21 protein-coding genes are annotated in these 24,039 nt (G+C 64.8%); 18 read left to right on the top strand and 3 right to left on the bottom strand.

What is annotated here, in order from left to right; genetic code table 11:
• The first annotated feature begins 3 nt into the window (after positions 1-3).
• Positions 4-681: a molybdate ABC transporter permease subunit gene (modB, locus tag A7V84_RS02925; protein WP_025512715.1), complete on the top strand. Its 678-nt coding sequence runs from the start codon at positions 4-6 to the stop codon at positions 679-681.
• Positions 678-1,415 carry an ATP-binding cassette domain-containing protein gene (locus A7V84_RS02930; RefSeq protein WP_082833051.1) on the top strand — a complete coding sequence of 246 codons (738 nt, stop codon included), beginning with the start codon at positions 678-680 and terminating at the stop codon, positions 1,413-1,415. Before modB ends, A7V84_RS02930 begins: the two co-directional genes overlap by 4 nt.
• Here the strand turns inward: A7V84_RS02930 and A7V84_RS02935 are convergent.
• The gene (locus A7V84_RS02935; RefSeq protein ID WP_025512713.1) at positions 1,367-2,173 is read right to left on the bottom strand and encodes a TOBE domain-containing protein; all 807 of its coding nucleotides are present in this window, start codon (positions 2,171-2,173) and stop codon (positions 1,367-1,369) included. The two genes, A7V84_RS02930 and A7V84_RS02935, sit on opposite strands and share 49 nt — an antisense overlap.
• Positions 2,174-2,269: 96 nt before the next feature.
• Between A7V84_RS02935 and A7V84_RS02940 the strand changes: the two genes are divergently transcribed.
• The 12 genes from A7V84_RS02940 to A7V84_RS02995 all read left to right on the top strand — a co-directional run bounded on the left by A7V84_RS02940 (position 2,270) and on the right by A7V84_RS02995 (position 16,924).
• On the top strand, positions 2,270-2,866 hold the full coding sequence (locus A7V84_RS02940) for a DUF4136 domain-containing protein (RefSeq protein ID WP_025512712.1): 597 nt from the start codon (positions 2,270-2,272) through the stop codon (positions 2,864-2,866).
• Between the two features lie 13 nt (positions 2,867-2,879).
• The gene (locus A7V84_RS02945) at positions 2,880-4,040 is read left to right on the top strand and encodes a DUF3734 domain-containing protein (protein WP_025512711.1); all 1,161 of its coding nucleotides are present in this window, start codon (positions 2,880-2,882) and stop codon (positions 4,038-4,040) included.
• Between the two features lie 162 nt (positions 4,041-4,202).
• Positions 4,203-4,577 carry a helix-turn-helix domain-containing protein gene (locus A7V84_RS02950; RefSeq protein WP_025512710.1) on the top strand — a complete coding sequence of 125 codons (375 nt, stop codon included), beginning with the start codon at positions 4,203-4,205 and terminating at the stop codon, positions 4,575-4,577.
• 204 nt (positions 4,578-4,781) lie between these two features.
• Entirely contained in the window at positions 4,782-5,981 is a 1,200-nt protein-coding gene (locus A7V84_RS02955; RefSeq protein WP_025512709.1) for an efflux RND transporter periplasmic adaptor subunit, read from the top strand.
• Between the two features lie 60 nt (positions 5,982-6,041).
• Complete coding sequence (locus A7V84_RS02960; protein WP_025512708.1) at positions 6,042-9,272, top strand: efflux RND transporter permease subunit; 3,231 nt, start codon at positions 6,042-6,044, stop codon at positions 9,270-9,272.
• Entirely contained in the window at positions 9,269-10,795 is a 1,527-nt protein-coding gene (locus tag A7V84_RS02965; protein WP_025512707.1) for an efflux transporter outer membrane subunit, read from the top strand. The genes A7V84_RS02960 and A7V84_RS02965 overlap by 4 nt, the downstream gene beginning before the upstream one ends.
• Positions 10,792-11,517: a pyridoxine 5'-phosphate synthase gene (locus tag A7V84_RS02970; RefSeq protein ID WP_025512706.1), complete on the top strand. Its 726-nt coding sequence runs from the start codon at positions 10,792-10,794 to the stop codon at positions 11,515-11,517. The genes A7V84_RS02965 and A7V84_RS02970 overlap by 4 nt, the downstream gene beginning before the upstream one ends.
• A gap of 107 nt (positions 11,518-11,624) precedes the next feature.
• Positions 11,625-12,068, top strand: coding sequence for a holo-ACP synthase (acpS, locus tag A7V84_RS02975; RefSeq protein ID WP_025512705.1), 444 nt, complete (start codon positions 11,625-11,627; stop codon positions 12,066-12,068).
• Between the two features lie 10 nt (positions 12,069-12,078).
• Entirely contained in the window at positions 12,079-13,137 is a 1,059-nt protein-coding gene (nagZ, locus tag A7V84_RS02980) for a beta-N-acetylhexosaminidase (RefSeq protein WP_033534492.1), read from the top strand.
• Positions 13,100-14,926: an excinuclease ABC subunit UvrC gene (uvrC, locus tag A7V84_RS02985; protein WP_063492503.1), complete on the top strand. Its 1,827-nt coding sequence runs from the start codon at positions 13,100-13,102 to the stop codon at positions 14,924-14,926. Before nagZ ends, uvrC begins: the two co-directional genes overlap by 38 nt.
• 40 nt (positions 14,927-14,966) lie before the next feature.
• Positions 14,967-15,539, top strand: coding sequence for a CDP-diacylglycerol--glycerol-3-phosphate 3-phosphatidyltransferase (gene pgsA, locus A7V84_RS02990; RefSeq protein ID WP_025512702.1), 573 nt, complete (start codon positions 14,967-14,969; stop codon positions 15,537-15,539).
• Between the two features lie 125 nt (positions 15,540-15,664).
• Complete coding sequence (locus A7V84_RS02995; protein WP_025512701.1) at positions 15,665-16,924, top strand: MFS transporter; 1,260 nt, start codon at positions 15,665-15,667, stop codon at positions 16,922-16,924.
• Positions 16,925-16,945: 21 nt separating this feature from the next.
• Here A7V84_RS02995 and queF read toward each other — a convergent pair whose 3' ends face one another.
• Positions 16,946-17,788 carry an NADPH-dependent 7-cyano-7-deazaguanine reductase QueF gene (gene queF / locus A7V84_RS03000; RefSeq protein WP_033534543.1) on the bottom strand — a complete coding sequence of 281 codons (843 nt, stop codon included), beginning with the start codon at positions 17,786-17,788 and terminating at the stop codon, positions 16,946-16,948.
• Between the two features lie 317 nt (positions 17,789-18,105).
• On the opposite strand from queF, the gene aceA reads away from it, so the two are divergent.
• The 4 genes from aceA (at position 18,106) to A7V84_RS03020 (ending at position 22,984) form a co-directional block, all read left to right on the top strand.
• Positions 18,106-19,428, top strand: a complete 1,323-nt coding sequence (gene aceA / locus A7V84_RS03005) for an isocitrate lyase (protein WP_025512699.1) — start codon at positions 18,106-18,108, stop codon at positions 19,426-19,428.
• 193 nt (positions 19,429-19,621) lie between these two features.
• Positions 19,622-20,485, top strand: a complete 864-nt coding sequence (locus tag A7V84_RS03010; protein WP_063939969.1) for an SDR family oxidoreductase — start codon at positions 19,622-19,624, stop codon at positions 20,483-20,485.
• On the top strand, positions 20,485-21,984 hold the full coding sequence (locus A7V84_RS03015; RefSeq protein ID WP_033534489.1) for an AMP-binding protein: 1,500 nt from the start codon (positions 20,485-20,487) through the stop codon (positions 21,982-21,984). The genes A7V84_RS03010 and A7V84_RS03015 overlap by 1 nt, the downstream gene beginning before the upstream one ends.
• Positions 21,985-22,012: 28 nt before the next feature.
• Positions 22,013-22,984: a Bug family tripartite tricarboxylate transporter substrate binding protein gene (locus tag A7V84_RS03020; RefSeq protein WP_063492502.1), complete on the top strand. Its 972-nt coding sequence runs from the start codon at positions 22,013-22,015 to the stop codon at positions 22,982-22,984.
• Between the two features lie 19 nt (positions 22,985-23,003).
• On the opposite strand, the gene A7V84_RS03025 is transcribed toward A7V84_RS03020, so the two are convergent.
• Positions 23,004-24,035 (bottom strand): LysR family transcriptional regulator, encoded by a 1,032-nt coding sequence (locus A7V84_RS03025; RefSeq protein ID WP_231886793.1) that lies wholly within the window; start codon positions 24,033-24,035, stop codon positions 23,004-23,006.
• Between the last annotated feature and the right edge of the window lie 4 nt (positions 24,036-24,039).

The following is a 24,039-nucleotide window of genomic DNA, read 5'->3' on the forward strand; positions in this document are numbered from 1 at the left end:
CGGATGACCGACCCGGTCTGGGTGCCGCTGCTGCTGTCCCTGAAGGTGGCGGGCTGGGCCACGGCAATCAGCGCCGTACTGGGTACGGGGCTGGGATTCTGGTTGGCGCGCTGGCGGTCTCCGCTGCGCGAGCTGGCCGATTCCGTGCTCACGCTGCCCATGGTGCTGCCCCCGACCGTGCTGGGCTATTACCTGCTGGTGCTGCTGGGCAGGCGCGGCGTGTTGGGCGAGATCCTGGCGGGCTGGGGCATCGAACTGGTGTTTACCTGGCAGGGTGCGGTGATCGCCGCCGCCGTGGTCGCCTTTCCGCTGGTGCTCAAGGCCGCCCGTACGGCGTTTGAGGAAGTCGATCCGCAACTGGAGTCGGCAGCGCGGGTACTGGGCCTGCGCGAGTCAGCGGTCTTCTTCCGGGTGACCCTGCCGCTGGCCATGCGTGGGATCATGGCCGGGGTGTTGCTGGCGTTTGCCCGTGCCCTGGGCGAGTTCGGCGCCACGCTGATGGTGGCCGGCAACCTGCCGGGTCGTACCCAGACTCTCTCGATCGCCATCTATGAAGCCGTGCAGGCGGGCGATGACGACACCGCCAATCTGCTGGTGCTGATCACCTCCGTGACCTGTGTGGCCGTGCTGTTGCTGGCCAGCCGCCTGATGCCGCGACGTCGCAGGAGGGCGCCGGTATGATCGACATCGACATTGCCAAGGTGTTGCATGCCGAGGAGCGGCGTTTTGCCATGGACATACGGCTGCGCACCGCCTCGCGCCGGGTGGTGCTGTTCGGGCCCTCGGGAGCGGGGAAAAGCCTGACCCTGCGCGCCGTTGCCGGCCTGATGCGTCCGGATGCCGGCCGCATCGAGGTCAATGGCCGCGTGTTCTATGACAGCGATCATGGCGTCTGGCTCTCGCCCCAGGAACGCCGCATCGCCTATCTGTTCCAGGATTACGCGCTCTTCCCGCATCTCACGGTGGGGCAGAACGTCGCCTTCGCTCTGCGGGGAGGGTGGCTCAACCCGCGTCGTCGCCGCATCCCGGAGGCCGCGCGGCGCTGGATCGACGCCTTCGAGCTGGGACCCATCATCAACAGCTACCCCGGCCAGATTTCGGGCGGGCAGAAGCAACGCACTGCGCTGGCGCGCGCCCTGGCAGCCGAGCCCGAAATGATTTTGCTGGATGAGCCCTTCTCGGCGCTGGATGTGCAATTGCGCGGCAAGATGCGCGCCGAATTGCGTGATCTGCTGGAGGGGCTTAAGGTGCCGATGCTGCTGATCACGCATGATCCGGCGGATATCGACGCCCTGGCAGAAGTGGTGTTCGAGGTGCGAGACGGCCAGATCGTGCACGAGCGTCTGGCCGAACCTGCCCTGAAGAGTCAGTCCATCACCCCCAGGATGACGCTGGAGGCGTCGAAAACGGCATAGACCTCGCCGCCCTCGGCCAGCGCCAGGCGCTCGGCGCTGTCGCGGGTGATGATGGCCACCAGCGTGCCGCCGCCATCCAGGTCGATCACGATCTCATCGTTGACCGCGCCGGCGCGTCGCTGGGCCACCCGCCCGGCGATCTGATTGTCGGCCGACAGGCGCAGCCCGTCAGCCTCCTGGCGGGCCACCATGACGGCCGAGGCCTTGATCAGCGCGATCACTTCGCGTCCGGGCTTCAGGCCCAGCTCCTGGGTGCTGTCGCGGGTGATGGTGGCGCGCACGATCTGCCCGCCCGGCAGGGACAGGCGGACGTCGTCGTTGACGGCGCCGGTATGGATTTCACTGACTTCACCCAGGAGGCGGTTGCGTGCGCTGGTTTTGAGCATGAGGCGTTGCATGAGGTCGAGATCTCCGGTGAGGCCCTGGCTTGCCAGGTGTTGCATGAAACGCTGGTGTTCGGCCTGCAGCCGGTTGAACGTGGCGATCAGCTGACGTGCCCGTCCGGTCAGGCGGGTCCCGCCGCCGCCCTTGCCGCCGGCATTGCGTTCCACCAGGGGGGTGCCGGCCAGATTGTTCATGGTGTCGATGGCATCCCAGGCGCCTTTGTAGCTCATCCCGACCGCCTTGGCTGCCGCCGTGATGGAGCCGCAGGCCTCAATCTGGGCCAATAAAGCGATGCGCTGGGCGTTGCCCCATTGCTGGCTGCCGCTGCGCAGCCAGATGGAGCCCTCAAGTTCAAAATCAGGCAAAGTTGACATTGCTCTAGGTCAGAAAGGTAGCGGCAAAGTTTATTGCAAGTTGCCGATATTCAAGGCAAGATCAATTCAACAATGATGGTTTTCACGGAGAAAGCAATGCAGACAACGGGAAGGGCATTGGGCGTATTGGCTTTGGCTGCTGCCCTGGGCGGCTGCGCCAGCGGGCCGGAAATACGCAGTGATTACGACCATCAGGTCAATTTTGCCGAGTATCACAGCTTCGGCTTCATGGACCCCCTGGGCACGGACAAGGCGGCCGGCTATACCAATCTGGCCACCGAGCGGCTGAAGGCGGCGACCCGCTTCCAGATGGAGTCACGCGGCTATGTCTACAAGGCCGAGCAGCCTGACCTGCTGGTCAACTTCAATGGGCGTCTGCGTCAGCGTACCGAGGTCGTGCCGGTCGCGCCGGGGCCGTACTACGGTTACTACGGTTACCGCAGCGGTTTCTACGGCGGCTGGCCGGGCTACGGCTGGACCGAGGACGTCTACACCTATACCGAGGGGACGCTCAATATCGATCTGGTTGACCGCCGTAGGCGTCAACTGGTCTGGGAGGGAGTGGCCACCGGCCAGGTGAATGACGTCCAGGCAGTACAGTCCACCGCTACGATAGACAAAGTCGTGGCGGATCTCTTCACCCGGTATCCCTTCCGGGCGGGCGAGGGGGTGCCGCTCAAACCAAAGCAGTGAGGCACAGGCAGCAATGAGCAAGCGTGATGTGATGGTCCCCCCTTATCAAACCGTGGCGCTGGTGTTGCAGGGGGGGGGAGCCTTGGGGGCCTATCAGGCGGGCGTCTACGAGGGGTTGCACGAGGCCGGCATCCGGCCCAACTGGCTCTCTGGCATTTCCATCGGCTCGATCAATGCTGCCATCATTGCCGGTTCCCCCGAGGATGAGCGGGTCGAGCGTTTGCGTGGCTTCTGGGAAAGCATCTGCCGCCCGACCGGCTTTGCCGCCTTGCCCTGGGGCGATACCTGGGCCGAGATGTTCAAGGGCATGCCCTTCGGTTTCGGCTCCTCGACCTCGAACAGCCATCTGGCCGCTTTCAATGCCATCTGGCAGGGGCAACCGGGGTTTTTCACGCCGCGCTATCTCTCTCCCTACCTGCTGCGCGACGCCGGCCCGGCCTCCACCAGCTTCTACGACACGGGGCCGCTGGCCGACACCCTGGCGCGCTATGTCGACGTCAAGCTCCTCAATGAGGGTGGCGTGCGCGTGAGTTTCGGCGCGGTCAATGTGCGCACCGGCAACTTCAACTATTTCGACAGCAGCAAGCAGAAGGTGGGGCTTTCGCACGTGATTGCCTCGGGCGCGCTGCCGCCCGGCTTCCCTGCCGTCGAAATCGATCACAAGCATTACTGGGATGGCGGGCTGGTGTCCAACACGCCATTGGCCGGGGTGCTGTCAGAGTCGCCCTTGCGCGAAACGCTGGCCTTCCAGGTTGATCTGTGGCCCGCACGCGGTCCGCTGCCCAAGACCATGGATGAGGTGGCCGAGCGCCAGAAGGACATTCAGTACTCCAGCCGTACGCGTACCGTCACAGACAATTTTGCGCGCGTGCTGCACCTGCGCCTCGGCCTGCAACGGCTGCTCGAGCGGCTCCCCGAAAGCGAGCGCAACAGCCCTGAGCTGGCCGATCTGCGTTGCGAGGCCTGCACCCCGGCGGTGAACATCGTCAACCTCATCTACGAGGCCAAGCACTACGAACGCCACTCCAAAGATTACGAGTTCAGCACCGAGGCCATGCGCGAACACTGGCATGCCGGCCTGATGGATATCCGGCGTACGCTGGAAAAGCCCGGGGTGCTGGATCGCCCGCCTGCCGGCCAGCCTTTCGTGGCGCACGACGTTCACCGGCGTTAAGGGGTGGTAGTCGCCTCTTTGGGTCAGATAGGTCTGCTTTTTTTATCAGTTGCTCAGAGGGGCGCGCAAACAATCGTAATCTGGCGCGTACTTGAGCAAGATGGTGTGCGGCCTTGTGGTTTGGCGCATCCGTTTGCCTGACCTCTCTTTGCCATTGCCGCCATGACCCAACCCCTCACCGCCCCGGGGCTGGCCGCCGAGGCCTCGCCCGATGCCCAGACGCCGCCTGCCGCTGCCGCCGCTGAAACCTGGCAGTTGCTATATAGGGGGTGGGTGTTGAGTACGCCGCATGGCGTTCGAATCAGTCTTACCGCCTTGGAGCGTGTCTGTTTCCTGGCAATTGCCGATCATCCTGGCCGGGAATTGTCTCGCGATATCCTCATGAAGGCCTTGCCGGGATCCAGCCTGCGCACCCTCAATGTGGCGATCAGCCGGCTGCGCAAGAAGGTCAGCGATGCGGGGATGGAGTTGCCGCTGCATACCGTGCATGGGATGGGCTATGTCTTTCTTGGCCATCTGCATGTGCAGCCTTCCTGAGCGGGGCAGGGCGGTGGCGAGGCATGCGCCAACGCTGGATAAACCCTGAGAATGTAAGAGAAACGCTGGAATTATCAGAAAAAATCAGGGTTTCCCCTTGAAAATAAGCTACATTACGTGAGTTCGCGTCCCCTCTTTTATGAGAAATAAGAACCGTCTGCCTGACGGAACGAGGGTGGCGTGCTTTCACTCCGTGAGGGATTCATGCGCTTTTCTCCTCAACGTGTTTCGGGTCTGGGCATCGCCGTAACGCTTGGTTTGCTGTTGACTGCTTGCGGTAAAGAGCCGCAAATGAACCCGGGCATGCCCCAGGTTGCCGTCATCACCGTTCAGCCTCAGAAGGCTTCCGTCATCTCCGAACTGCCCGGCCGGGTGGATGCTGTGCGTGATGCGCAGATCCGCGCTCGTGTGACGGGCATCGTGCAGAAGATTCAGTTCCAGCAGGGTGGGGACGTCAAAGAGAACCAGGTTCTCTTCAAGATCGACCCCGCGCCCTACAAGGCAGCCTACGATCAGGCCAGCGCCCAGCTCAAGCAGGCGCAGGCCGACCTGTTCAGCGCCAAGCTGCTGGCCGAGCGCTACGCGCCCCTGGTCAAGGCCAACGCGGTGAGCAAGCAGGAATATGACAATGCGCTGGCGGCCTACCGCCAGGCCGATGCGGCCGTGACTGCCGCAAAGGCTGCGCAGACCGCGGCGCAGATCAACCTGGGCTATACCGAGGTGACCTCGCCGATTACCGGCCGCATCGGCCGGCCGCTGGTCACCGAGGGCGCGCTGGTCGAAGCCACCAGCGCCACCCAGATGGCCACGGTGCAGCAGCTCGATCCGGTCTATGTCGACTTCACGCAGTCCACCGCCGATCTGGCTCGTCTGCGCCAGGCCTTCGAGTCGGGCCAGCTGCAGAAGGTCGGGCCGGACACCGCACGTGTATCCATCATGCTGGAAGACGGCTCGCGCTATCCGCAAGCCGGCAAGCTGCTGTTCACGGGCATCACCGTGGACCCCAGCACCGGCAACGTGATTCTGCGCGCCGAAGTGCCCAACCCGAGCGAAGTGCTGCTGCCGGGCATGTATGTCCGGGTTCGTCTGGACGAGGGCGCCAACGACCGCGCGCTGATGGTGCCGCAGCAGGCGCTGCAGCGTACGGCCGACGGTCTGCAGAGCCTGATGGTCGTCAAGGAAGGCAAGGTGCAGCAGGTGCCGGTCCTGACCGCGCCGTCCGCCGTGGAGAACCAGTGGATCGTCACCCAGGGCCTGGCGGCCGGTGACGTCGTGGTGGTTGAGGGATTCCAGAAGATCCGCCCCGGTGCGCCGGTGGAAACCTCGCCCTGGGATCCGAATGCCAAGCCGGGCGCCAAGCCTGCCCAAGGGCAGGCGCCGGCCAAGGCGGAGTCCAAGTCCTGAGCGGCACGCGGCGAAAGCCGCGTTCCTCGTTCGTGAGCATCGCTTTCAGAGTCAGCCCACATGCCGCAATTTTTTATTGATCGCCCCATTTTTGCCTGGGTGGTTGCGCTATTCATCCTGCTGGCGGGCATATTGGCCATCCCCAATATGCCGGTTTCGCAGTATCCGGACGTCGCGCCGCCGGCCATCTCCATCAGCGCCACCTATCCGGGCGCATCGGCCAAGGAAGTGGCCGAGACGGTGACCAGTATCATCGAGGATGAGCTCAACGGGGCCAAGGGTCTGCTGTATTACGAATCCGTCAGCGATTCGAACGGCCAGGCCGAAATCACGGCGACCTTCCGCCCGGGCACCGATCCCGACATGGCGCAGGTGGACGTGCAGAACCGCATTTCCAACGTGACGGCGCAACTGCCGGCGGCCGTGATGCAGCAGGGTCTGCAGTACGAGCAGACCAGCGCGGGCTTCCTGTTGTTCGTGACGCTGTCCTCGACCGATGGCTCGCTGGATCAGGCCGCCCTGGCCGATTACATCACCCGTAACGTCAAGAACCCCATCTCGCGCGTGCCGGGGGTGGGCAAGTTCCAGCTGTTCGCCGCGCCGCGTGCCATGCGTATCTGGGTCGACCCGCAGAAGCTGGTCGGCTATGACCTGAGCATGGCGCAGGTCAACCAGGCGATTTCCTCGCAGAACGTGCTCGTGTCGGCCGGCTCGATCGGCGCGCCGCCCAACCCGGCGGCCGTGCGCGTGACAGCGACCGTGACCGCCAATGGCCAGCTCAGCACCGTCGAGGATTTCGGCAAGATCGTGCTGCGTGCCAACACTGACGGCTCGCGCGTGCTGCTGCGCGACGTGGCCCGTATCGAAGTCGGTTCGGATAACTACCAGTTCGGTGCGCGCCTGAATGGCAAGCCCACGGCGGCCTTCGCCATCGTGCTGTCGCCGGACGCCAACGCGTTGCAGACGGCCGAAGGCATCCGCAAGGAAATGGCCACGCTGTCGCAGTATTTCCCGGACAACATCAAGTACGAAATCCCGTATGACACCGCGCCCTATGTGAAGGTGTCCATCGAGAAGGTGATCCACACCCTGGTCGAGGCCATGGTGCTGGTGTTCCTGGTGATGTTCCTGTTCCTGCAGAACGTGCGCTACACCCTCATTCCCGCTCTGGTGGTGCCGGTGGCGATGATGGGGGCGTTTGCGGTGATGCTGGCCCTGGGCCTGTCGATCAACGTGCTGACCATGTTCGCCATGGTGCTGGCCATCGGGATCCTGGTGGACGACGCCATCGTGGTGGTGGAGAACGTCGAACGGATCATGGCCACGGAAGGCCTGCCGCCCAAGGAGGCAACCTCCAAGGCCATGCCGCAGATCACGGGCGCCATCGTGGGCATCACCCTGGTGCTGGTGACGGTGTTCCTGCCGCTGGCTTTCATGAGCGGCTCGGTGGGCGTGATCTATCGCCAGTTCGCTGTGGCCATGGCCGTGTCGATTTTCTTCTCGGCCTTCCTGGCCCTGAGCTTCACGCCGGCCCTGTGCGCCACGCTGCTCAAGCCCATCCCGGGTGGCCACGTCAATGAGAAGAAGGGCTTCTTCGGCTGGTTCAACCGCAAGTTCGACGCCACCACCCATGGCTACCAGAACTGGATCTCGCGCGTGCTGCACAAGGGCGGCCGCATGATGTTCGTGTTCCTGCTGCTGGTGGTGGGTCTGGCGTGGCTGTACCTGCGCCTGCCGTCGGCCTTCCTGCCCGAGGAAGACCAGGGCTACGTGATCAGCAATATCGAGCTGCCCGCCGGCGCTTCGGCCAACCGCACGATCGAGGTGGTCGAGCAGGTCGAGGAGTATTTCGCCAAGCAGCCGGCCACCGAGAACATCGTGGCCGTGCAGGGCTTCAGCTTCAACGGCAATGGCCTGAACGCCGCGCTGGTGTTCACCACGCTCAAGGACTTTGCGCAGCGCACCGCGCCGCAGGACTCGGCGCCCGCGATCGCCGGCGCCGCGTTCCAGCATCTGTTCATGGGCATCAAGGATGCGGTGGTGTTCACCGTGGTGCCGCCGGCCATTTCCTCGCTGGGCAACGCTTCCGGCTTTGACTTCCGTCTGCAGGACCGCGGCGGCGCGGGCAGCGAAGCGCTGGCCGCGGCGACCGGCCAGTTGATGGGCATGGCGATGCAAAGTCCGGTGCTGTCGCAGGTGCGGATCACGGGCCTGGGCCCGGGCGCGCAGTTGTCGCTGACCATCGACCGCGAGAAGGCGGCCGCTCTCGGGGTCGATTTCTCCGAGGCCGCGTCGCTGATTTCGACGGCTGTCGGTTCGGCCTACCTGAGCAAGTTCCCCAACATGGGGCGCATGCAGAACATCTGGGTGCAGGCCGATGCGCCGTACCGCATGCACGTCGAGGACGTGTTGCGCCTGAACGCGCGCAACAACCAGGGTGGCATGGTGCCGCTGTCTTCCTTCGTGACGGCGCGCTGGTCGCAGGGCCCGACCCAGGTGGTGCGCTACAACAGCTACGAGGCCGTGCGCATCAGTGGTGACGCTGCGGATGGTTATTCCAGCGGCGAAGCCATGACCGAGATGGAGAACCTGGTGGCCAAGCTGCCGCCGGGCTTCGGCTACGAGTGGAATGGCTTGTCCTACCAGGAGCGTCTGGCCGGCAACCAGGCCGTCATCCTGATGGCGCTGGCGCTGCTGGTGGTGTTCATGGTGCTGGCGGCCCTGTACGAGAGCTGGGCGATTCCCCTGTCGGTGATGCTGGTGGTGCCGCTGGGCATGCTGGGTGCGGTCGGGCTGGTGACCGTGCTGGGGCTGCAGAACGACGTGTATTTCCAGGTCGGCATGGTGACCGTGATCGGTCTGGCGGCCAAGAACGCGATTCTGATCATCGAGTTCGCGAAGGATCAGTATGCGCGGGGCAATGGCCTGTATGAGTCGGCGGTCGAGGCGGCGCGCCTGCGTTTCCGTCCGATCCTGATGACCTCGCTGGCCTTCATCCTGGGCGTGGTGCCGCTGGCGATCGCCACCGGGGCCAGCGCGGCCAGCCAACGGGCCGTGGGCACCGGGGTGCTGGGCGGGATGCTGGCGGCCACGCCGTTCGCCGTGATCTTCGTGCCGACTTTCTTCGTCGTGGTCATGAGCCTGTTCAAGACCCGTCCGCGTCTGCTGGGCGCCGAGCTGCGCGCCTTCCAGGCCGAGCAGGCAGCCAAACAGGCCGAAGAGGGCAAGGCCGCTGAACAGAAACCGTCCAATGGTCCGCAGGGCCAGAGCGGTCAGGAGAACAAGGAATGATGGCCTTGATGCATAAACGCGGCGCCGTGCTGGCGCTGCTGGCCGCCGGTCTGAGCGGCTGCTCGCTGGCGCCGGACTACCATCGTCCGCAGGCACCTGTGACGGCCGATTGGCCGGATGTGCCCAAGGTGCAGTATGGCGCCTACGCCAAGCCGACCGAGCTCGGCGCGCAGCCGGCAGCCGAGGTCGCCCCCGCGGCGGCCACGCCTGCAGGGGATATCGGCTGGCGCGAATTTTTCCGCGACCCGCGACTGCAGGCCTTGATCGGTATCGCGCTGGAGAACAGCCGCGATCTGCGCGTGGCCGTGCAGCGTGTCGAAGAGGCGCGCGCGCAATACGGCGTGCAGCGCGGTGCGCAGTGGCCCTCGATCGGGGGCGGCATTCAGGGCCAGCGTCAGCATCTGCCGCCCGACATGCGCCAGGGAGGCCCGAACGGCCCGTCGATTGCCAGCCAGTACCAGGCCGGCATCGGCCTGACCTCGTTCGAGATCGATCTGTTCGGCCGCTTGCGCAACCTGTCGCAGGCCGCCTATGAGCAGTACCTGTCGACCGAGCAGGCGCAGCGGGCGGTGCACATCACGCTGGTGGGCGCAGTGGCGCAGGCGTATTTCACGCTGCGCGCGGCCGACCTGCAGCTGGAGCTGACCCGCCAGACTCTGCAGGCGCGCCAGGAATCGTACCGCCTGGTGCAGACCCGCTTTGATGGCGGCGTGGCCTCCGAGCTCGATCTGAATCAGGCCAAGACGCTGCTGGATTCGGCCTCGGCCGATCTGGCGCAACTGGCGCGCACGCGCGCCCAGGCCTATAACGCGCTGGTGCTGGTGCTGGGGGTGCCGGGCCTGCCGGACGATCTGCCTGCGGCCGCCGAGTTCGGCCGCGATCAGCTGTTGGCGAGCGTGCCGGCGGGTCTGCCCTCCGACATGCTTGAACGCCGTCCGGACATCCTCGCGGCGGAGAACCAGTTGCGTGCGGCCAAGGCCAATATCGGTGCGGCGCGAGCGGCGTTCTTTCCGACCATTTCGCTGACCGGGCTGCTGGGCGTGGCCAGCCCGTCGCTGGATCACCTGTTCCGGGGCGGCCAGGGTTACTGGAGCTTCTCGCCCCAGATCACCACGCCGCTGTTTGCCGGCGGCAGCATCCGCGAAGGGCTCAACCTGGCCCGTGCCCGCGACAACATCGCGGTGGCGGAGTACGAAAAGACGATTCAGCAGGCCTTCCGCGAGGTAGCCGATGCCTTGGCTGGCGAGGCTACCTACAGCGCCCAGCTCGAGGCGCAACGCGGGCTGCAGAAATCGTCGGCGCGTACTCTGGAACTGTCGAATCTGCGCTATTCGGGCGGGGTCGACAGCTATCTGCAGGTGCAGACCGCCCAGGTGGATTTCTTCAACGCACAGATGGCGCTGGTGCAGACCGGCCTGGCTTCGCTGATCAACCGCGTCGAGCTGTACAAGGCGCTGGGCGGCGGCTGGCAGGAAAACACCGTCATGCCTGAGGCTCAACCTACGTCAACGCAAGCAGAATGATAGAACTCGGCGTCAATATCGATCATGTGGCGACGCTGCGCCAGCAGCGCCACACCGCCTACCCGGATCCGCTGCAGGCGGCGCTGCGCGCCGAGGATGCCGGTGCAGACCTGATCACCTTGCACCTGCGCGAAGACCGGCGCCATATCCAGGATGCGGATGTCTATGCCATTCGCCCGCAATTGCGCACGCGCATGAACCTGGAGTGCGCGGTGACGCCGGAAATGCTGGAGATCGCCTGCGCGGTCAAACCCAGCGATGTTTGCCTGGTGCCGGAAAAACGCGCCGAACTGACCACCGAGGGCGGCCTGGACGTGGTGAGCCACTTCGACGCCGTGGCCGAGGCCGTGGCGCTGCTGAAAGAGACGGGCATCCGGGTGTCGCTGTTCATCGACCCCGAGGCGCGTCAGATCGAGGCGGCCGCCAAGGCCGGCGCACCGGTGATCGAGTTGCACACGGGCACCTATGCCGAAGCCGAGGGCGAGGCGGCTGCAGCCGAACTGGCACGCATCCGCCTGGCGGTTGACGAAGGTCTGCGCCATGGGCTGCGGGTCAATGCCGGCCATGGCCTGCACTATGGCAATGTGCAAGCGGTGGCGGCCATCGAAGGCCTGGCCGAACTGAACATCGGCCACGCCATCGTGGCCCAGGCCGTGTTCGACGGCTGGGAAAAGGCCATTCGCGACATGAAAGCCTTGATGGTGCGCGCACGCGCAGCCTGAACCGCGCTGGCGCGATCCAGGGCCGCCCCGAGGGGCGGCCTTTTCATTGCCCGGCGCTCGCGTATGATTCCGCTATTGCAGCGCCTGCTTTCCGAGATGTTCCCGCCATGGCTTTCTTTCCCGATACCCCCGGCGCCATTGCCGGCATTGGCATGGACCTGATCCGTGTCGATCGCATCGAACGCGCGTTGGCCCGTCATGGCGAGCGGTTTGCCGAAAAAGTCCTGGGCGACCAGGAACTGGAGAAGTTCCGCGCCCGCAGCGCTCGCGATCCGCAGCGCGGCGTGCGCTTCCTGGCCACCCGTTTCGCGGCCAAGGAGGCCTTCTCCAAGGCGATCGGCCTGGGCATGCGCCTGCCCATGACCTGGAAGCGGGTGCAGGCGCTCAATGCGCCGGGCGGGCGCCCCGTGCTGGTGCTGGATCCTGCGCTGGGGCACTGGTATGCCGAACGTTTCGGGCAGGCCCATGTCTCCCTGACCGATGAGTGGGATATGGCTGCTGCCTATGTGATTGTCGAAACCCGTCGCGCGCCGGGCGCCGCGACTTCCTGAGGATTCCTTGATGTCAAAAAGCAAGAAGCCCCGCAATCTGCCGCCCGGACCCGTCATGGTCGATGTGGCAGGCACGCGCCTGAGCAAAGAAGAAAAAAAGCGCCTGCGCGACCCGCAGGTCGGCGGCGTGATTCTGTTCGCGCGCAACTTCGAGAGCCGTGAGCAACTGACCGACCTGACGCGCAAGATCCATGCTGCGCGTGGCGAGCCCTTGCTGATCGCGGTGGATCATGAGGGCGGGCGTGTGCAGCGTTTTCGTGAGGATGGTTTCACGGCCCTGCCGGCGATGGCCAGCCTGGGCCAGTCGTGGGATCGCGATCCCTTGCTGGCCATGCGTCAGGCCACGGCCGTCGGTTTCGTGCTGGCCGCCGAGCTGCGCGCCTGCGGGGTCGACATGAGCTTCACGCCCGTGCTGGATCTGGATTACGGCGTAAGCGGCGTCATCGGCAACCGCGCCTTGCACCAGGACCCGCGTGTGGTCGCCATGCTGGCGCGGGCGCTGTCGCAGGGGCTGGCGCTGGCCGGGATGGCAGCCTGCGGCAAGCACTTCCCGGGGCATGGCTTCGTGGAGGCCGATTCGCATCACGAGATCCCGGTGGACCGGCGCAGCCTGGCGGCCATTCTCAAGGATGACGCCGCGCCCTACGAGTGGCTGGGCGATCAGGTGCTGCCGGCCGTCATGCCGGCGCATGTGATCTACCCGAAGGTGGATCGCCATCCGGCCGGTTTTTCGCGCCGCTGGGTCACCGACATTCTGCGCGGCCGCCTGAACTACGACGGTGTGGTGTTTTCCGATGACCTCACCATGGAGGGGGCCTCGGTGGCCGGCGATATCCTGGCGCGCGCCGAGGCCGCGCTGGGCGCGGGCTGCGACATGGTGCTGGTCTGCAACCGGCCCGATCTGGCCGATGAGCTGCTGGGTCGCCTGCAGTTTGAATTGCCGGCCGAGTCCGTGGCTCGTATCCGCCGCCTGATGCCCGCCTTCGCCGCTCCCGATTGGGACAGCCTGCAGGCCGATGCCCGTTACCAGCATGCCCGACGACTTCAATCTGAAATCCTTTCTGGCTGATCTGCCCCATCTCCCTGGCGTCTACCGGCATCTCGATGCCGACGCCGAGGTGATGTACGTAGGCAAGGCACGCGACCTGAAAAAGCGCGTGTCTTCCTACTTCCAGAAAAACCTGTCCAGTCCGCGCATCGCGCAGATGGTGAGCAAGGTGGCGCGCGTGGAGGTGACGGTCACGCGCTCCGAGGCCGAAGCCTTGATCCTGGAAAACAACCTGATCAAGAGCCTGCGGCCGCGCTACAACATCCTGTTTCGTGATGACAAGTCCTATCCCTATCTGCTGATCACCGGTCACGAATGGCCGCGTATCGCCTATTACCGCGGAGCGACCAGCCGGCGCGGGCAGTACTTCGGTCCTTATCCCAACGCCTGGGCGGTGCGCGAAACGATTCAGATCCTGCAGAAGGTGTTCCGTTTGCGCACCTGCGAGGACACGGTGTTCGCCAACCGTTCGCGGCCCTGTCTGCTGCATCAGATCGGCCGTTGTTCGGCGCCCTGCGTGCAGGCCATCGAGCCTCAGGACTACGCAAGCGACGTGCAGCGCGCGGTGCGCTTTCTGAATGGCGAGGCGCGCGAGGTCATGGACGAAATCGAGGCGCGCATGCTGCTGGCCTCCACGGACTTGCGCTTCGAGGAGGCGGCTGTGCTGCGCGATCAGATGGGGTCGCTGGCCAAGGTGTTGCATCAGCAGACCATGGAGAACTTCGGCGGCGAGGATACCGACGTGATCGCCGTGGCCAGCGCCGGCGGCAAGGTGTGCGTCAACCTTGCCATGGTGCGCGGCGGCCGGCATCTGGGCGACAAGCCCTTTTTCCCCACCCATGCCGAGGGCGAGGCGGCCACGCAGGTGCTCGAGGCTTTCGTGGCCCAGCACTATGTCGAGGGCGGACTGCCGCCGGTGCTGGTGGTATCGCATCCCTTGCCCGACGCCGAGCTGCTCGGCCTGCTGGCCGAACAGGGCGGTGTGCGCAGCCGGCTGCTGACGCGCCCGCAGGGCGTGCGGCGCTCCTGGCTGGAGCAGGCCCAGAAAAACGCCGAGCTGGCCCTGGCGCGCGCACTGAGCGAATCGGGCGCACGCGCCGGGCGTACCCTGGCGCTGGCCCAGGCGCTGGACATGGACACCGACGAAGCCGCGCTGGATGCCTTGCGCATCGAGTGCTTTGATATTAGCCATACCGCTGGTGAGGCGACTCAGGCATCTTGTGTGGTTTTCGAGCACCATGACATGCAGCCGTCGCTGTACCGGCGTTACAACATCGTGGGCATCACGCCGGGCGATGACTACGCCGCCATGCGCCAGGTGCTGACGCGCCGCTTCGGCAGGGTGGCTGATGGCGAGGCGCCGATGCCGGGGCTGGTGCTGATCGACGGCGGCAAGGGCCAGGTGGAGGTGGCGCGCCAGGTGTTCGCCGAGCTGGGACTGGATATCGCCACCCTGGTGGGGGTGGCCAAGGGGGAAGGGCGCAAGGTCGGCCTGGAGACGCTGGTTTTCGCCGACGGGCGTCCTGCGGTGGCCTTGGGCAAGGAGTCTGCCGCGCTCATGTTGATCGCCCAGGTGCGCGACGAGGCCCACCGCTTTGCCATCACCGGCATGCGGGCCAAGCGCGCCAAGGCGCGCAATGTGTCGCGGCTGGAAGAGATTGAAGGCGTGGGTGCGAAGCGGCGCCAGCGTCTGTTGGCCCGCTTCGGCGGTTTGTCCGGTGTGACGTCGGCCAGTGTCCAGGACCTGGCGGCGGTGGACGGGATTTCTCTCGAACTGGCGCAGCGCATTTATGACGCCTTGCATGGATGACAGGCGGTCTCGGGCTGGCTGAGGTAGCATTACAAACACTATGCCGTTAAACGTACCCATTTTCCTGACGTGGCTGCGCATCGCCATGATTCCGCTGGTGGTCGGGCTGTTCTACCTGCCCGATACCTGGCTGTCGGTGAGTGTGCGCGACACGTTGGCGGCCGTCGCCTTCATCGTGGCCGCGCTGACAGACTGGTTCGATGGCTGGCTGGCGCGCCGCTGGAACCAGACCTCGGCGTTCGGCGCCTTTCTGGACCCGGTGGCCGACAAACTGATGGTCTGTGCAGCGCTCATCGTGCTGCTGGATCTGAGCCGGGTGGATGCGTTTATTTCGCTCATCATCATCGGCCGTGAAATCACCATTTCCGCGCTGCGCGAATGGATGGCCAAGATCGGCGCCAGCGCCAGCGTGGCCGTGCACTGGCTGGGCAAGTTCAAGACGGCCGCCCAGATGGTGGCCATTCCTTGCCTGCTTTACGATCAAACCCTGTTCGGGCTGAGCACCCGGGTCTGGGGCAATGTGCTCATCGTGGTGGCGGCCGTGCTGACGGTCTGGTCCATGCTGTACTACCTGCAGCGCGCCTGGCCGGCCATCCGCGAGAAGGCGGGCTGAACCGCGCGGGGCGGTAAAGCTGCAGACAAAGAGGCCGCGCACAGCGGCCCATGGAGGGTGGCGGCCGCGGGCCGCCATCGACTGGAGACCTTGCTGGGGCCGCGTCGACGCGGCCCGCGATATTTATGACGACCGCTAGCGCCCTTTCCCCTGATAGCCCCGATTCCCCTCTTTTGCGCCGCCGAGACTGGCAGGTGATCATGCTGATCGGCGTGGCCCATGCCAGTTCGCATTTCTTCCAGCTGATCCTGCCTTCGCTCTATGTGTCGCTGGGCCTGGCCTTCGACCTGGATTTTGCGCGTCTGGGTCTGCTGGTGTCGGTGTTTTTCGTGGTGTCCGGGCTGGGACAGGCTTCTTCGGGGTTCGTGGTCGACCGGGTCGGGGCGCGGCCGGTGCTGTGGTTCGGCCTGAGCTGCTTCGTGCTGTCGGCCGTGCTGATCGGCTCGGCCAACGGCTACGCCATGCTGATGGTGGCTGCCGTGATCGGCGGGGTGGGGAATTCGATTTTTCATCCGGCCGACTATTCGATCATCAATCACCGTGTCAGTGCGGCCCGCCTGGGGCATGCCTATTCGGCCCATGGTCTGACCGGCAACCTGGGATGGGCGCTCACGCCGGTGTTCATCACTTCCATCACGCTGTTGTCGAACTGGCGGGTGGCGACGTTCTCGGCGGCTGCGCTGATTGCCTTCATCTTGTTGCTGACCATACTGGGGCGTGACCTGCTGGGCGGCGCCGTGCCGCAGGAAAGCGGTGCGCAAGGCAAGTCCGGCGCACCGCAGCAAAGCGCATTGCAGACGCTCAAGGATCTCTTGGCGCGCCCGGCGCTGTGGGGGGCTTTCCTGTTTTTCGCGGCGACCTCGGTGGCGTTTTCGGCGGTTCAGAACTACACCATCCCGTTGCTCGGTCAGCTTTACGATCTCTCGCGGGTCACGGCCAGCACGGCCTTGTCGGGGTATATGCTGGCCTCGGCGGCCGGCATGGCGGCCGGCGGCTTTCTGGTGTCGGCCACGCCGCGCACCGAGCGCACCGTGACGGCGGCGCTCATCCTGGCAGGCCTGACGCTGGTGCTGCTGGCCATGGGCTGGGTGCCGGCCTCGCTGGCCGCCTTCGTGGTGGGGCTGGCCGGCTTCTGCTCCGGCGTGGCCGCGCCTTCGCGCGACATGCTGATCCGTCGCGTCACGCCCAAGGGATCGACCGGTTCGGTCTATGGCCTGGTGTATTCGGGCATGGATGTGGGGTCGGCGCTCGGACCGCTGGGTTTCGGCATTCTGCTGGATGCGGGTCTGGCCAAGGGGCCCTGGATCGGCGCCGGCCTGGCGTTCGCCGTGGGCGCGCTGCTGGCGCAGTGGATTGCCGTTCAGGCGCGCCGCAGCGCGGCCTGAATCGCGCGGCGGGGCAGGGGCTTACTGGCGGGCAGTCCGAAGGTTGGCGGGCGGGGCATCCTGGCGGTTGCTGCGCCAGGGGTTGATGTCCAGTCCGCCGCGCCGGGTATAACGCGCGTACACAGTCAGTTCGCTGGGCTGGCAGGCGCGCATCAGGTCGCAGAACATGCGTTCGACGCAGTGCTCGTGGAATTCCGTGTGCTGGCGGAAGGATACGATGTACTTGAGCAGTGCTGCCCGGTCTATCGGGCGGCCCCGGTAGCGGATCTGCACGCTGCCCCAGTCCGGCTGGCCGGTGACCGGGCAGTTGGACTTCAACAGCTGTGATACCAATGTTTCCTCGACCTCGTCGCCCGGCAGGCAGGCCAGCAGTTCGGGCGCCGGCTGGTAGCGGTCGATCTCGATATCCTGCTTGTCGAGATTGAAACCGGCCAGTTCTCCGATAGCCTGGCCGCTGAAATGCTGCGGCAGCATGAAATCCATCGCTATGGTTGCGCCGGCGGCCTTTGACAGGTCTTGCTGCAGGCGCTCGCGCAGCGCATGGGCGTTGGGCAGGCGTGTCTGGTTGAACGAGTTCAGGTAGAGCTTGAACGACTTGGACTCGATGATGAAGGGGCTGTCGGCAGGGATGGCGAAACTGGCCATGGCCACGCGCGGCTTGCCCTTGGCATCCAGCCAGGAGAGCTCATAGGCCGTCCAGATGTCGACCCCGCGAAACGGCAGAGGCTGACCAGCCAAGGGGGGAAGCTCGGACAGCCCCAGCCCGGCACGGTTCTCGGCGCGCGGAATGGGGAACAGCAGCGAGGCGTCATATTCGCTGGGGTAGGCCACATGATGGCCCAGCGGCGCATGGGAAAGCGGCATGGCAAGAAGGCAAAGATCGGAAAGCTGCATTGTAGGCGTTCGACAGGCGCTTTTTTTTGCATGGTGAAAACCGTATGCCGGCATGTGAAAGCGTATGCTGCAAAGCAGCGAAAGCAGATTTCACGGCAGCAAATGAGTTTTCATATTATGAAATGAAATTCGTAATTCATTGATTATAAATAGAAAAATAAATGGATTTTCTCTGATGGAAGAGGGTCGCTGCTGCGCAGCATCCTCGTAGACTGTTTCGCACGGATTCGCGGCAGACCCAGACCCTGAATCCCTAGTCTTGCAAAACCATCCCTCGGAGGAACATCATGAGCCAACGCGACAACGACATCCGCAATCTGCAACGGGAGTGGGCCGAGAACCCGCGCTGGAAGGGCATCACGCGCGCCTATGGCGCCGATGAGGTCATCCGCCTGCGCGGCTCGATCGCCATCGAGCATTCGCTGGCCCGCCGCGGCGCCACCCGCCTGTGGGAGTTGCTGCACAGCGAACCCTTCGTCAACTCGCTGGGTGCGCTGACTGGCAACCAGGCCATGCAACAGGTCAAGGCCGGCCTGAAGGCCATCTATCTGTCGGGTTGGCAGGTGGCCGGCGACGCCAACCTGGCGGGTGAAATGTATCCCGACCAGTCGCTTTATCCGGCCAACTCGGTCCCCCAGGTGGTGCGCCGCATCAACAATTCGCTGGCCCGTTGCGACCAGATCCAGTGGATGGAAGGGCGTCAGCCTGGCGACGAGGGTTACATCGATTTCTTCGCGCCCATCGTGGCCGATGCCGAAGCCGGGTTCGGCGGCGTGCTCAATGCCTTTGAGCTCATGAAGGGCATGATCGAGGCCGGCGCGGCCGGCGTGCACTTCGAGGACCAGCTGGCCTCGGTGAAGAAGTGCGGCCACATGGGCGGCAAGGTGCTGGTGCCCACCCGCGATGCCGTGGCCAAGCTGGTGGCCGCGCGTCTGGCGGCCGACGTGATGGGCACGCCCACGCTGTTGCTGGCGCGCACCGATGCCGATGCGGCGGACCTGGTCACGAGCGACGTGGATGAAAACGATCGTCCTTTCATCACCGGCGAGCGTACGGTCGAGGGTTTCTTCCGCACCCGCGCCGGCATCGACCAGGCCATTTCGCGCGGCCTGGCCTATGCGGCCTATGCCGACCTGATCTGGTGCGAGACCTCCACGCCCAATCTGGAGTATGCCCGCAAGTTCGCCGAGGCCATTCATCGCAAGTATCCGGGCAAGCTGCTGGCCTACAACTGCTCGCCGTCGTTCAACTGGAAGAAGAACCTGGACGATGCCACGATCGCCAAGTTCCAGCGCGAGCTGGGCGCGATGGGCTACAAGTTCCAGTTCATCACGCTGGCCGGCTTCCATTCGCTGAACTACGGCATGTTCGAGCTGGCCCACGGCTATGCACGTCGCCAGATGAGCGCCTTCGTCGAGCTGCAGCAGAAAGAGTTTGCCGCCGCCGATCTGGGCTTTACGGCGGTCAAGCACCAGCGCGAAGTCGGCACGGGCTATTTCGACGCCGTCACGCAGACCATCGAAGGCGGCCAATCCTCGACCACGGCCCTGACCGGTTCGACCGAGGAAGCCCAGTTCGAGCAGGGCGGCAAGCAGGTGCAGGCGGCGTAAGCGCCGGCGCGTTTCGTATGTAGGGTGGAGTGCTTTGGGGTGCCGCTGGGCACCCCTTTTTTTTGCGGGCGGGTCGGCGGGGCCGGGCAAATCCGACCGCTTTGTATCCTGAGGGGAAACAAACTGGTTCCGCCTGGCGGCTATTTCCCGGGCAGCGATGTCTCTACAGTGTTCGAAACGCTGGAGGAGACTAATGTTCGAGACCGATTTGTACCGTGGGCAGCGGGTGCTGGTGACGGGAGGGGGGACGGGGCTGGGCTTTGCCATGGCCGGCAAGCTGGCTTCGCTGGGCGCCGAGGTGCACCTGTGGGGACGCCGCGAGGCCGTGCTGCACGAGGCCGCGGCTGCGCTGCGCGAGACGCACGGCGCCCAGGTCTTCACGCATGCGCTGGATATCCGGGATGCCGCCGCGGTGGCCCGGCAGGTGGATCACATCTGGCAGCAGCATGGTCCGCTGACGGCGCTGATCAACAATGCGGCAGGCAACTTCGTCAGCCGCACCGAGGATCTAAGCATCAACGGCTTTCATGCCATTTCCGATATCGTGTTCCGGGGGACGTTCTACGTCACGCAGGCGGTCGGCAGGCAATGGATCGCGCAGGGGCTGCCGGGCGCGGTGCTGTCCATCGTGGTGACCTGGGTCGACACCGGTGCGCCGTTCGTGGTGCCTTCGGCCATGTCCAAGGCGGGGCTGGACGCAATGACCAAATCCCTCGCGGTGGAATGGGGGCCAAAGGGTATCCGCCTGAACGCCATTGCGCCGGGCGTGATCCCGACCGAAGGGGCCAGCCAGCGTCTGCGCCCCGGCATCGAGGGCAACCGGGATTCGGCGCGCCAGCGCGAGCTGGACAATCCCATGCGCCGGCTGGGCACGGGCGAGGACATCGGCAATCTGGCCGCCTTCATGCTGGCCCCGGGCAACACCTGGCTCAACGGCCAGACCATCACGCTCGATGGCGGCGATGCGCTGGCCAATGGCGCCTACTTCACCGACTACCAGGCCTGGACCGATGATGACTGGGCCCTGGCCAAGGCCATGGCCAAGGGGGCCCGCTGATGAGACCGCAACCCCATTCCACTTTGCTGTGCGAAGGGCAGGCGCTGGACCCCGCGCAGCAACAGGAGCGCGGCCTGCGCCTGGCGCAGGGGTTGGTGCAATTGGGTCTGCAGCCCGGCGATGTGCTTGCCGTGTTGCTGAAAAACTGCCTGCAGTATGCCGATGTGGTGCATGCCTGCCGTCTGGCGGGTGTGGTGTACTGCCCGATCAACTGGCATTTTACGGCCTCGGAAATCGCTTACCTGCTGGAAGACAGCGGCGCCAAGGCCTTGCTAAGCAGCCAGGATCTGCTCGATGCGCTGCAGCCGGCGTTGCAGACGCCGATTCCCAGGCTCGTCATCGACGCGGCCTCTGGCGGCTGCGACTACGAGACCTGGCTGGCCGAGCAGCCGCTCTATGATGGCCCGCTGGTCGCCCCCCGTGGCCATATGGCCTACACGTCAGGCACGACCGGTCGTCCCAAGGGCGTGGTGCGCGATACATTCCCGATCGAGGAACTGGCGCAGCGCCAGGCCGTCAACCGCAAACTGGTGGAGACGGCCTATGGTCTGCGCCACGGCGCGCGCACCCTGCTCACGGCGCCCATCTATCACAGCGCACCAAGCCTGTACTTCCAGAATGCCTTGATGCTCAGCGAGTGCGTGGTGCTGACTTCTCGCTTCGATCCGGAGCAGTTTCTGCAACTGGTCCAGACGCACCGCATCGATACGGCCTACATGGTGCCCATCATGTATGTGCGCCTGCTGCGTCTGCCGGCGCAGGTGCGCCAGCGTTATGACATTTCGTCCTTGCGCTTCATCGCCTCTACCGGCTCGCCGTGTGCGCCTGAAGTGAAAAAAGCCATGATCGAGTGGATGGGCCCCATCATCCACGAAACCTATGCCTCCAGCGAGGCCGGCCTGGTCACCTTCATGCATGCCCAGGATGCGCTGAGCCGTCCGGGCAGCGCCGGGCGGCCGCTGCTCGAGGCCAAGGTGAGGATCCTGGACAAGGCGCGTCAGCCCGTGCCCGTGGGCGAGGTGGGGCTGATCTACGTACGCCAGCCTGCCTATGCCGATTTCACCTATCGGGGCAACGAGGCTGCCCGGCGGGCCATCGCCTTCGATGATCTGATCACCCTGGGAGATATGGGGTATCTCGACGAGGAAGGTTTCCTGTATGTCTGTGACCGCGACTCCGATCTGGTGATTTCCGGCGGGGTCAACATCTACCCGGCAGAGATCGAGAACGAGTTGCTCAAGCATCCCCAGGTATCGGATTGTGCGGTGATCGGCGTGCCGGACCCCGAATACGGCGAAAAGCTGTTGGCGCTGGTAGAGACGGCGGGCGAGCCGGACGAATTGCAAAAGGCGCTGCCGCAATGGTTGAAGGGCAGGCTGGCCGCCTACAAGCTGCCGCGCGGTTTCGTGTTCCAGACCTTGCCGCGGGACGACAACGGAAAAATCGCAAAAAGAAAGCTGCGCGACGCCTATTGGGGATCGTCGCAGCGCAAGGTGTGATTCATTCAAAGCATCGAGGAGATAACCCATGAAAAAACTGGCAATCGCCATCTGCCTGCTGGCGACCGCAGCCAGCGTTTCGGCGCAGCAGCACGCCTTCCCCGACAAGCCCATCCGGCTGATCGCACCCTACGCCCCGGGCGGCTCGGCCGACGTGCTGGCCCGCACGCTGGCCAATTCGCTGGCTGCCGAGATCAAGCAGCCGGTGATCGTGGAGAACAAGCCCGGCGCCAATACCATCATCGCGGCCTCGGCCGTGGCGCGCGCGCCGGCCGACGGCTACACCCTGCTGCTGGCCAGCAATGCGAGCATGGTGCTCAACCCGCTGCTGTACAAGAAGCTTACCTACAACCCCGATACCGAACTCAAGCTGATCAATATCCTTGCTGAAGCGCCCTTGGTGCTGGTGACCAACAGCCAGACCGGGATCAAGGATATCGAGGGCCTGAAAGCCTATGAAAAGGCCCGCCGCGGCCAGCTCAATTACAGCTCGATCGGCCTGGGCAACCCGCTGCAGCTGACCACCGAGCTGATCAAATCGCGCCTGGGCGTGGGGGCCACCCATATCCCGTTCAATGGCAGCGCCCCGGCGTTGACCGCACTGATGTCCAACGATACGCAGATGATGGTGGATGTGATCGGCACCTCCCTGCCGCAGATCAAGGCCGGCAAACTGGTGCCCATTGCCACTACCGGGCGCGAGCGGCTGGCATTCCTGCCGCAGACACCGACGATTGCCGAATCAGGGTTTCCGGACTTCCGCGCCTCGACCTGGTTCGGCATCGCGGTGCCGATGGCCACGCCCACGCCCGTCGCACAGCGGCTGCAGCAGGCGATCGATACGGTCATGCAGGATCCTGCCTTCATCACCACCCTGAACAATCAATATCTGGTGGCGCAGCCGCCGCAGACCCAGGCCCAGCTTGACGCCTTTGTGAAATCGGATGGGCAGATGTGGCGTCAGGTCATTGCCGACAACCATATCGCGCTGGACAACTGAGCGCACAGGCCGAGCCGCCTCAGGAGACGAACCGTTTCAGGTTCGTCCTGAGGAAGTCGGTCATCACCTTGACCGCCTGGGACGGGCGACGATCCTCGGCCGTAATGATGTAAAGCCGGTCGCCCAGCCCCGAGATGCTCCAGTCGGGGCAGACGCGTTGTACCGACCCCATGCGCAACTCATCCATCACCATGTAGTGAGGCAGCGCCGCGACGCCGCAGCCCTTGAGCATCGACTGCTTCAGGAACGGGAAGTGTTCGCTCGTCAGGTAGGGCTCGCACTTCAGCGCGATCTCCTCCTGCTGGTTGCGGATCGTGATGGCATAGGTCTTGCCGTCGCCAGGCGGCAGTATCAGCACGCCGTGAGGGATCTCGGTGGGATTGGCGAAACGGTGGCTTTTTGCGAAATCGCTGTGGGCGTACAGGCCGAATTCGACCGGCCCGAGATCGCGCGCCACCAGATGGTCCTGCACGTCCTTGGCCAGCCGCACCGCCACGTCGATCTTCGCGCTCATCAGGTCGTTGACGCGGTTGGAGAACAGCACCCGGATGCGCACCTGCGGGTAGCGTTTGTGAAAGGCCAGCAGCAGGTCGGCCAGATACACTTCTCCCAGGCCGGTGGGGATGCTGAGCCTGACCGAGCCGCTGACCACGTGCTGCAGCGCGTCGAGCGCTTCGCGTGCGGATTCGACTTCCTGGATGATGCTGCGACCGTGGGCATAGAGCACTTCGCCGGGGGCCGTCAGCAGGATGCGCCGGGTGGTCCGGTGCAGCAGCTTAACGCCCAGTGACGTCTCCAGCGCCTTGAGTTCCTTGCTGACCTTGGAGCGGGTGACATCGCGCCGTCGGGCTGCCGCGCTCAGGCTGAGCGCATCGACGATCTCCACGAAGTTGCGGATGAGGTTGATGTCCATGCCGTTCATGCCGGCGGCGCACAGGGCGGGGCTGCCCGGCAGGCGGTAGGTTGGTGGATCGGTGCGCTCATGGTGCCGCCGCTCTCGGTTGGGCTTGTCGTTGTGTTGCGGGAGGCCGGGCAGCCGTCGGGCTGCCATGCGG

Origin of the sequence: Bordetella trematum (assembly GCF_900078335.1) — a bacterium.
GTDB classification, from domain to species: domain Bacteria; phylum Pseudomonadota; class Gammaproteobacteria; order Burkholderiales; family Burkholderiaceae_B; genus Bordetella; species Bordetella trematum.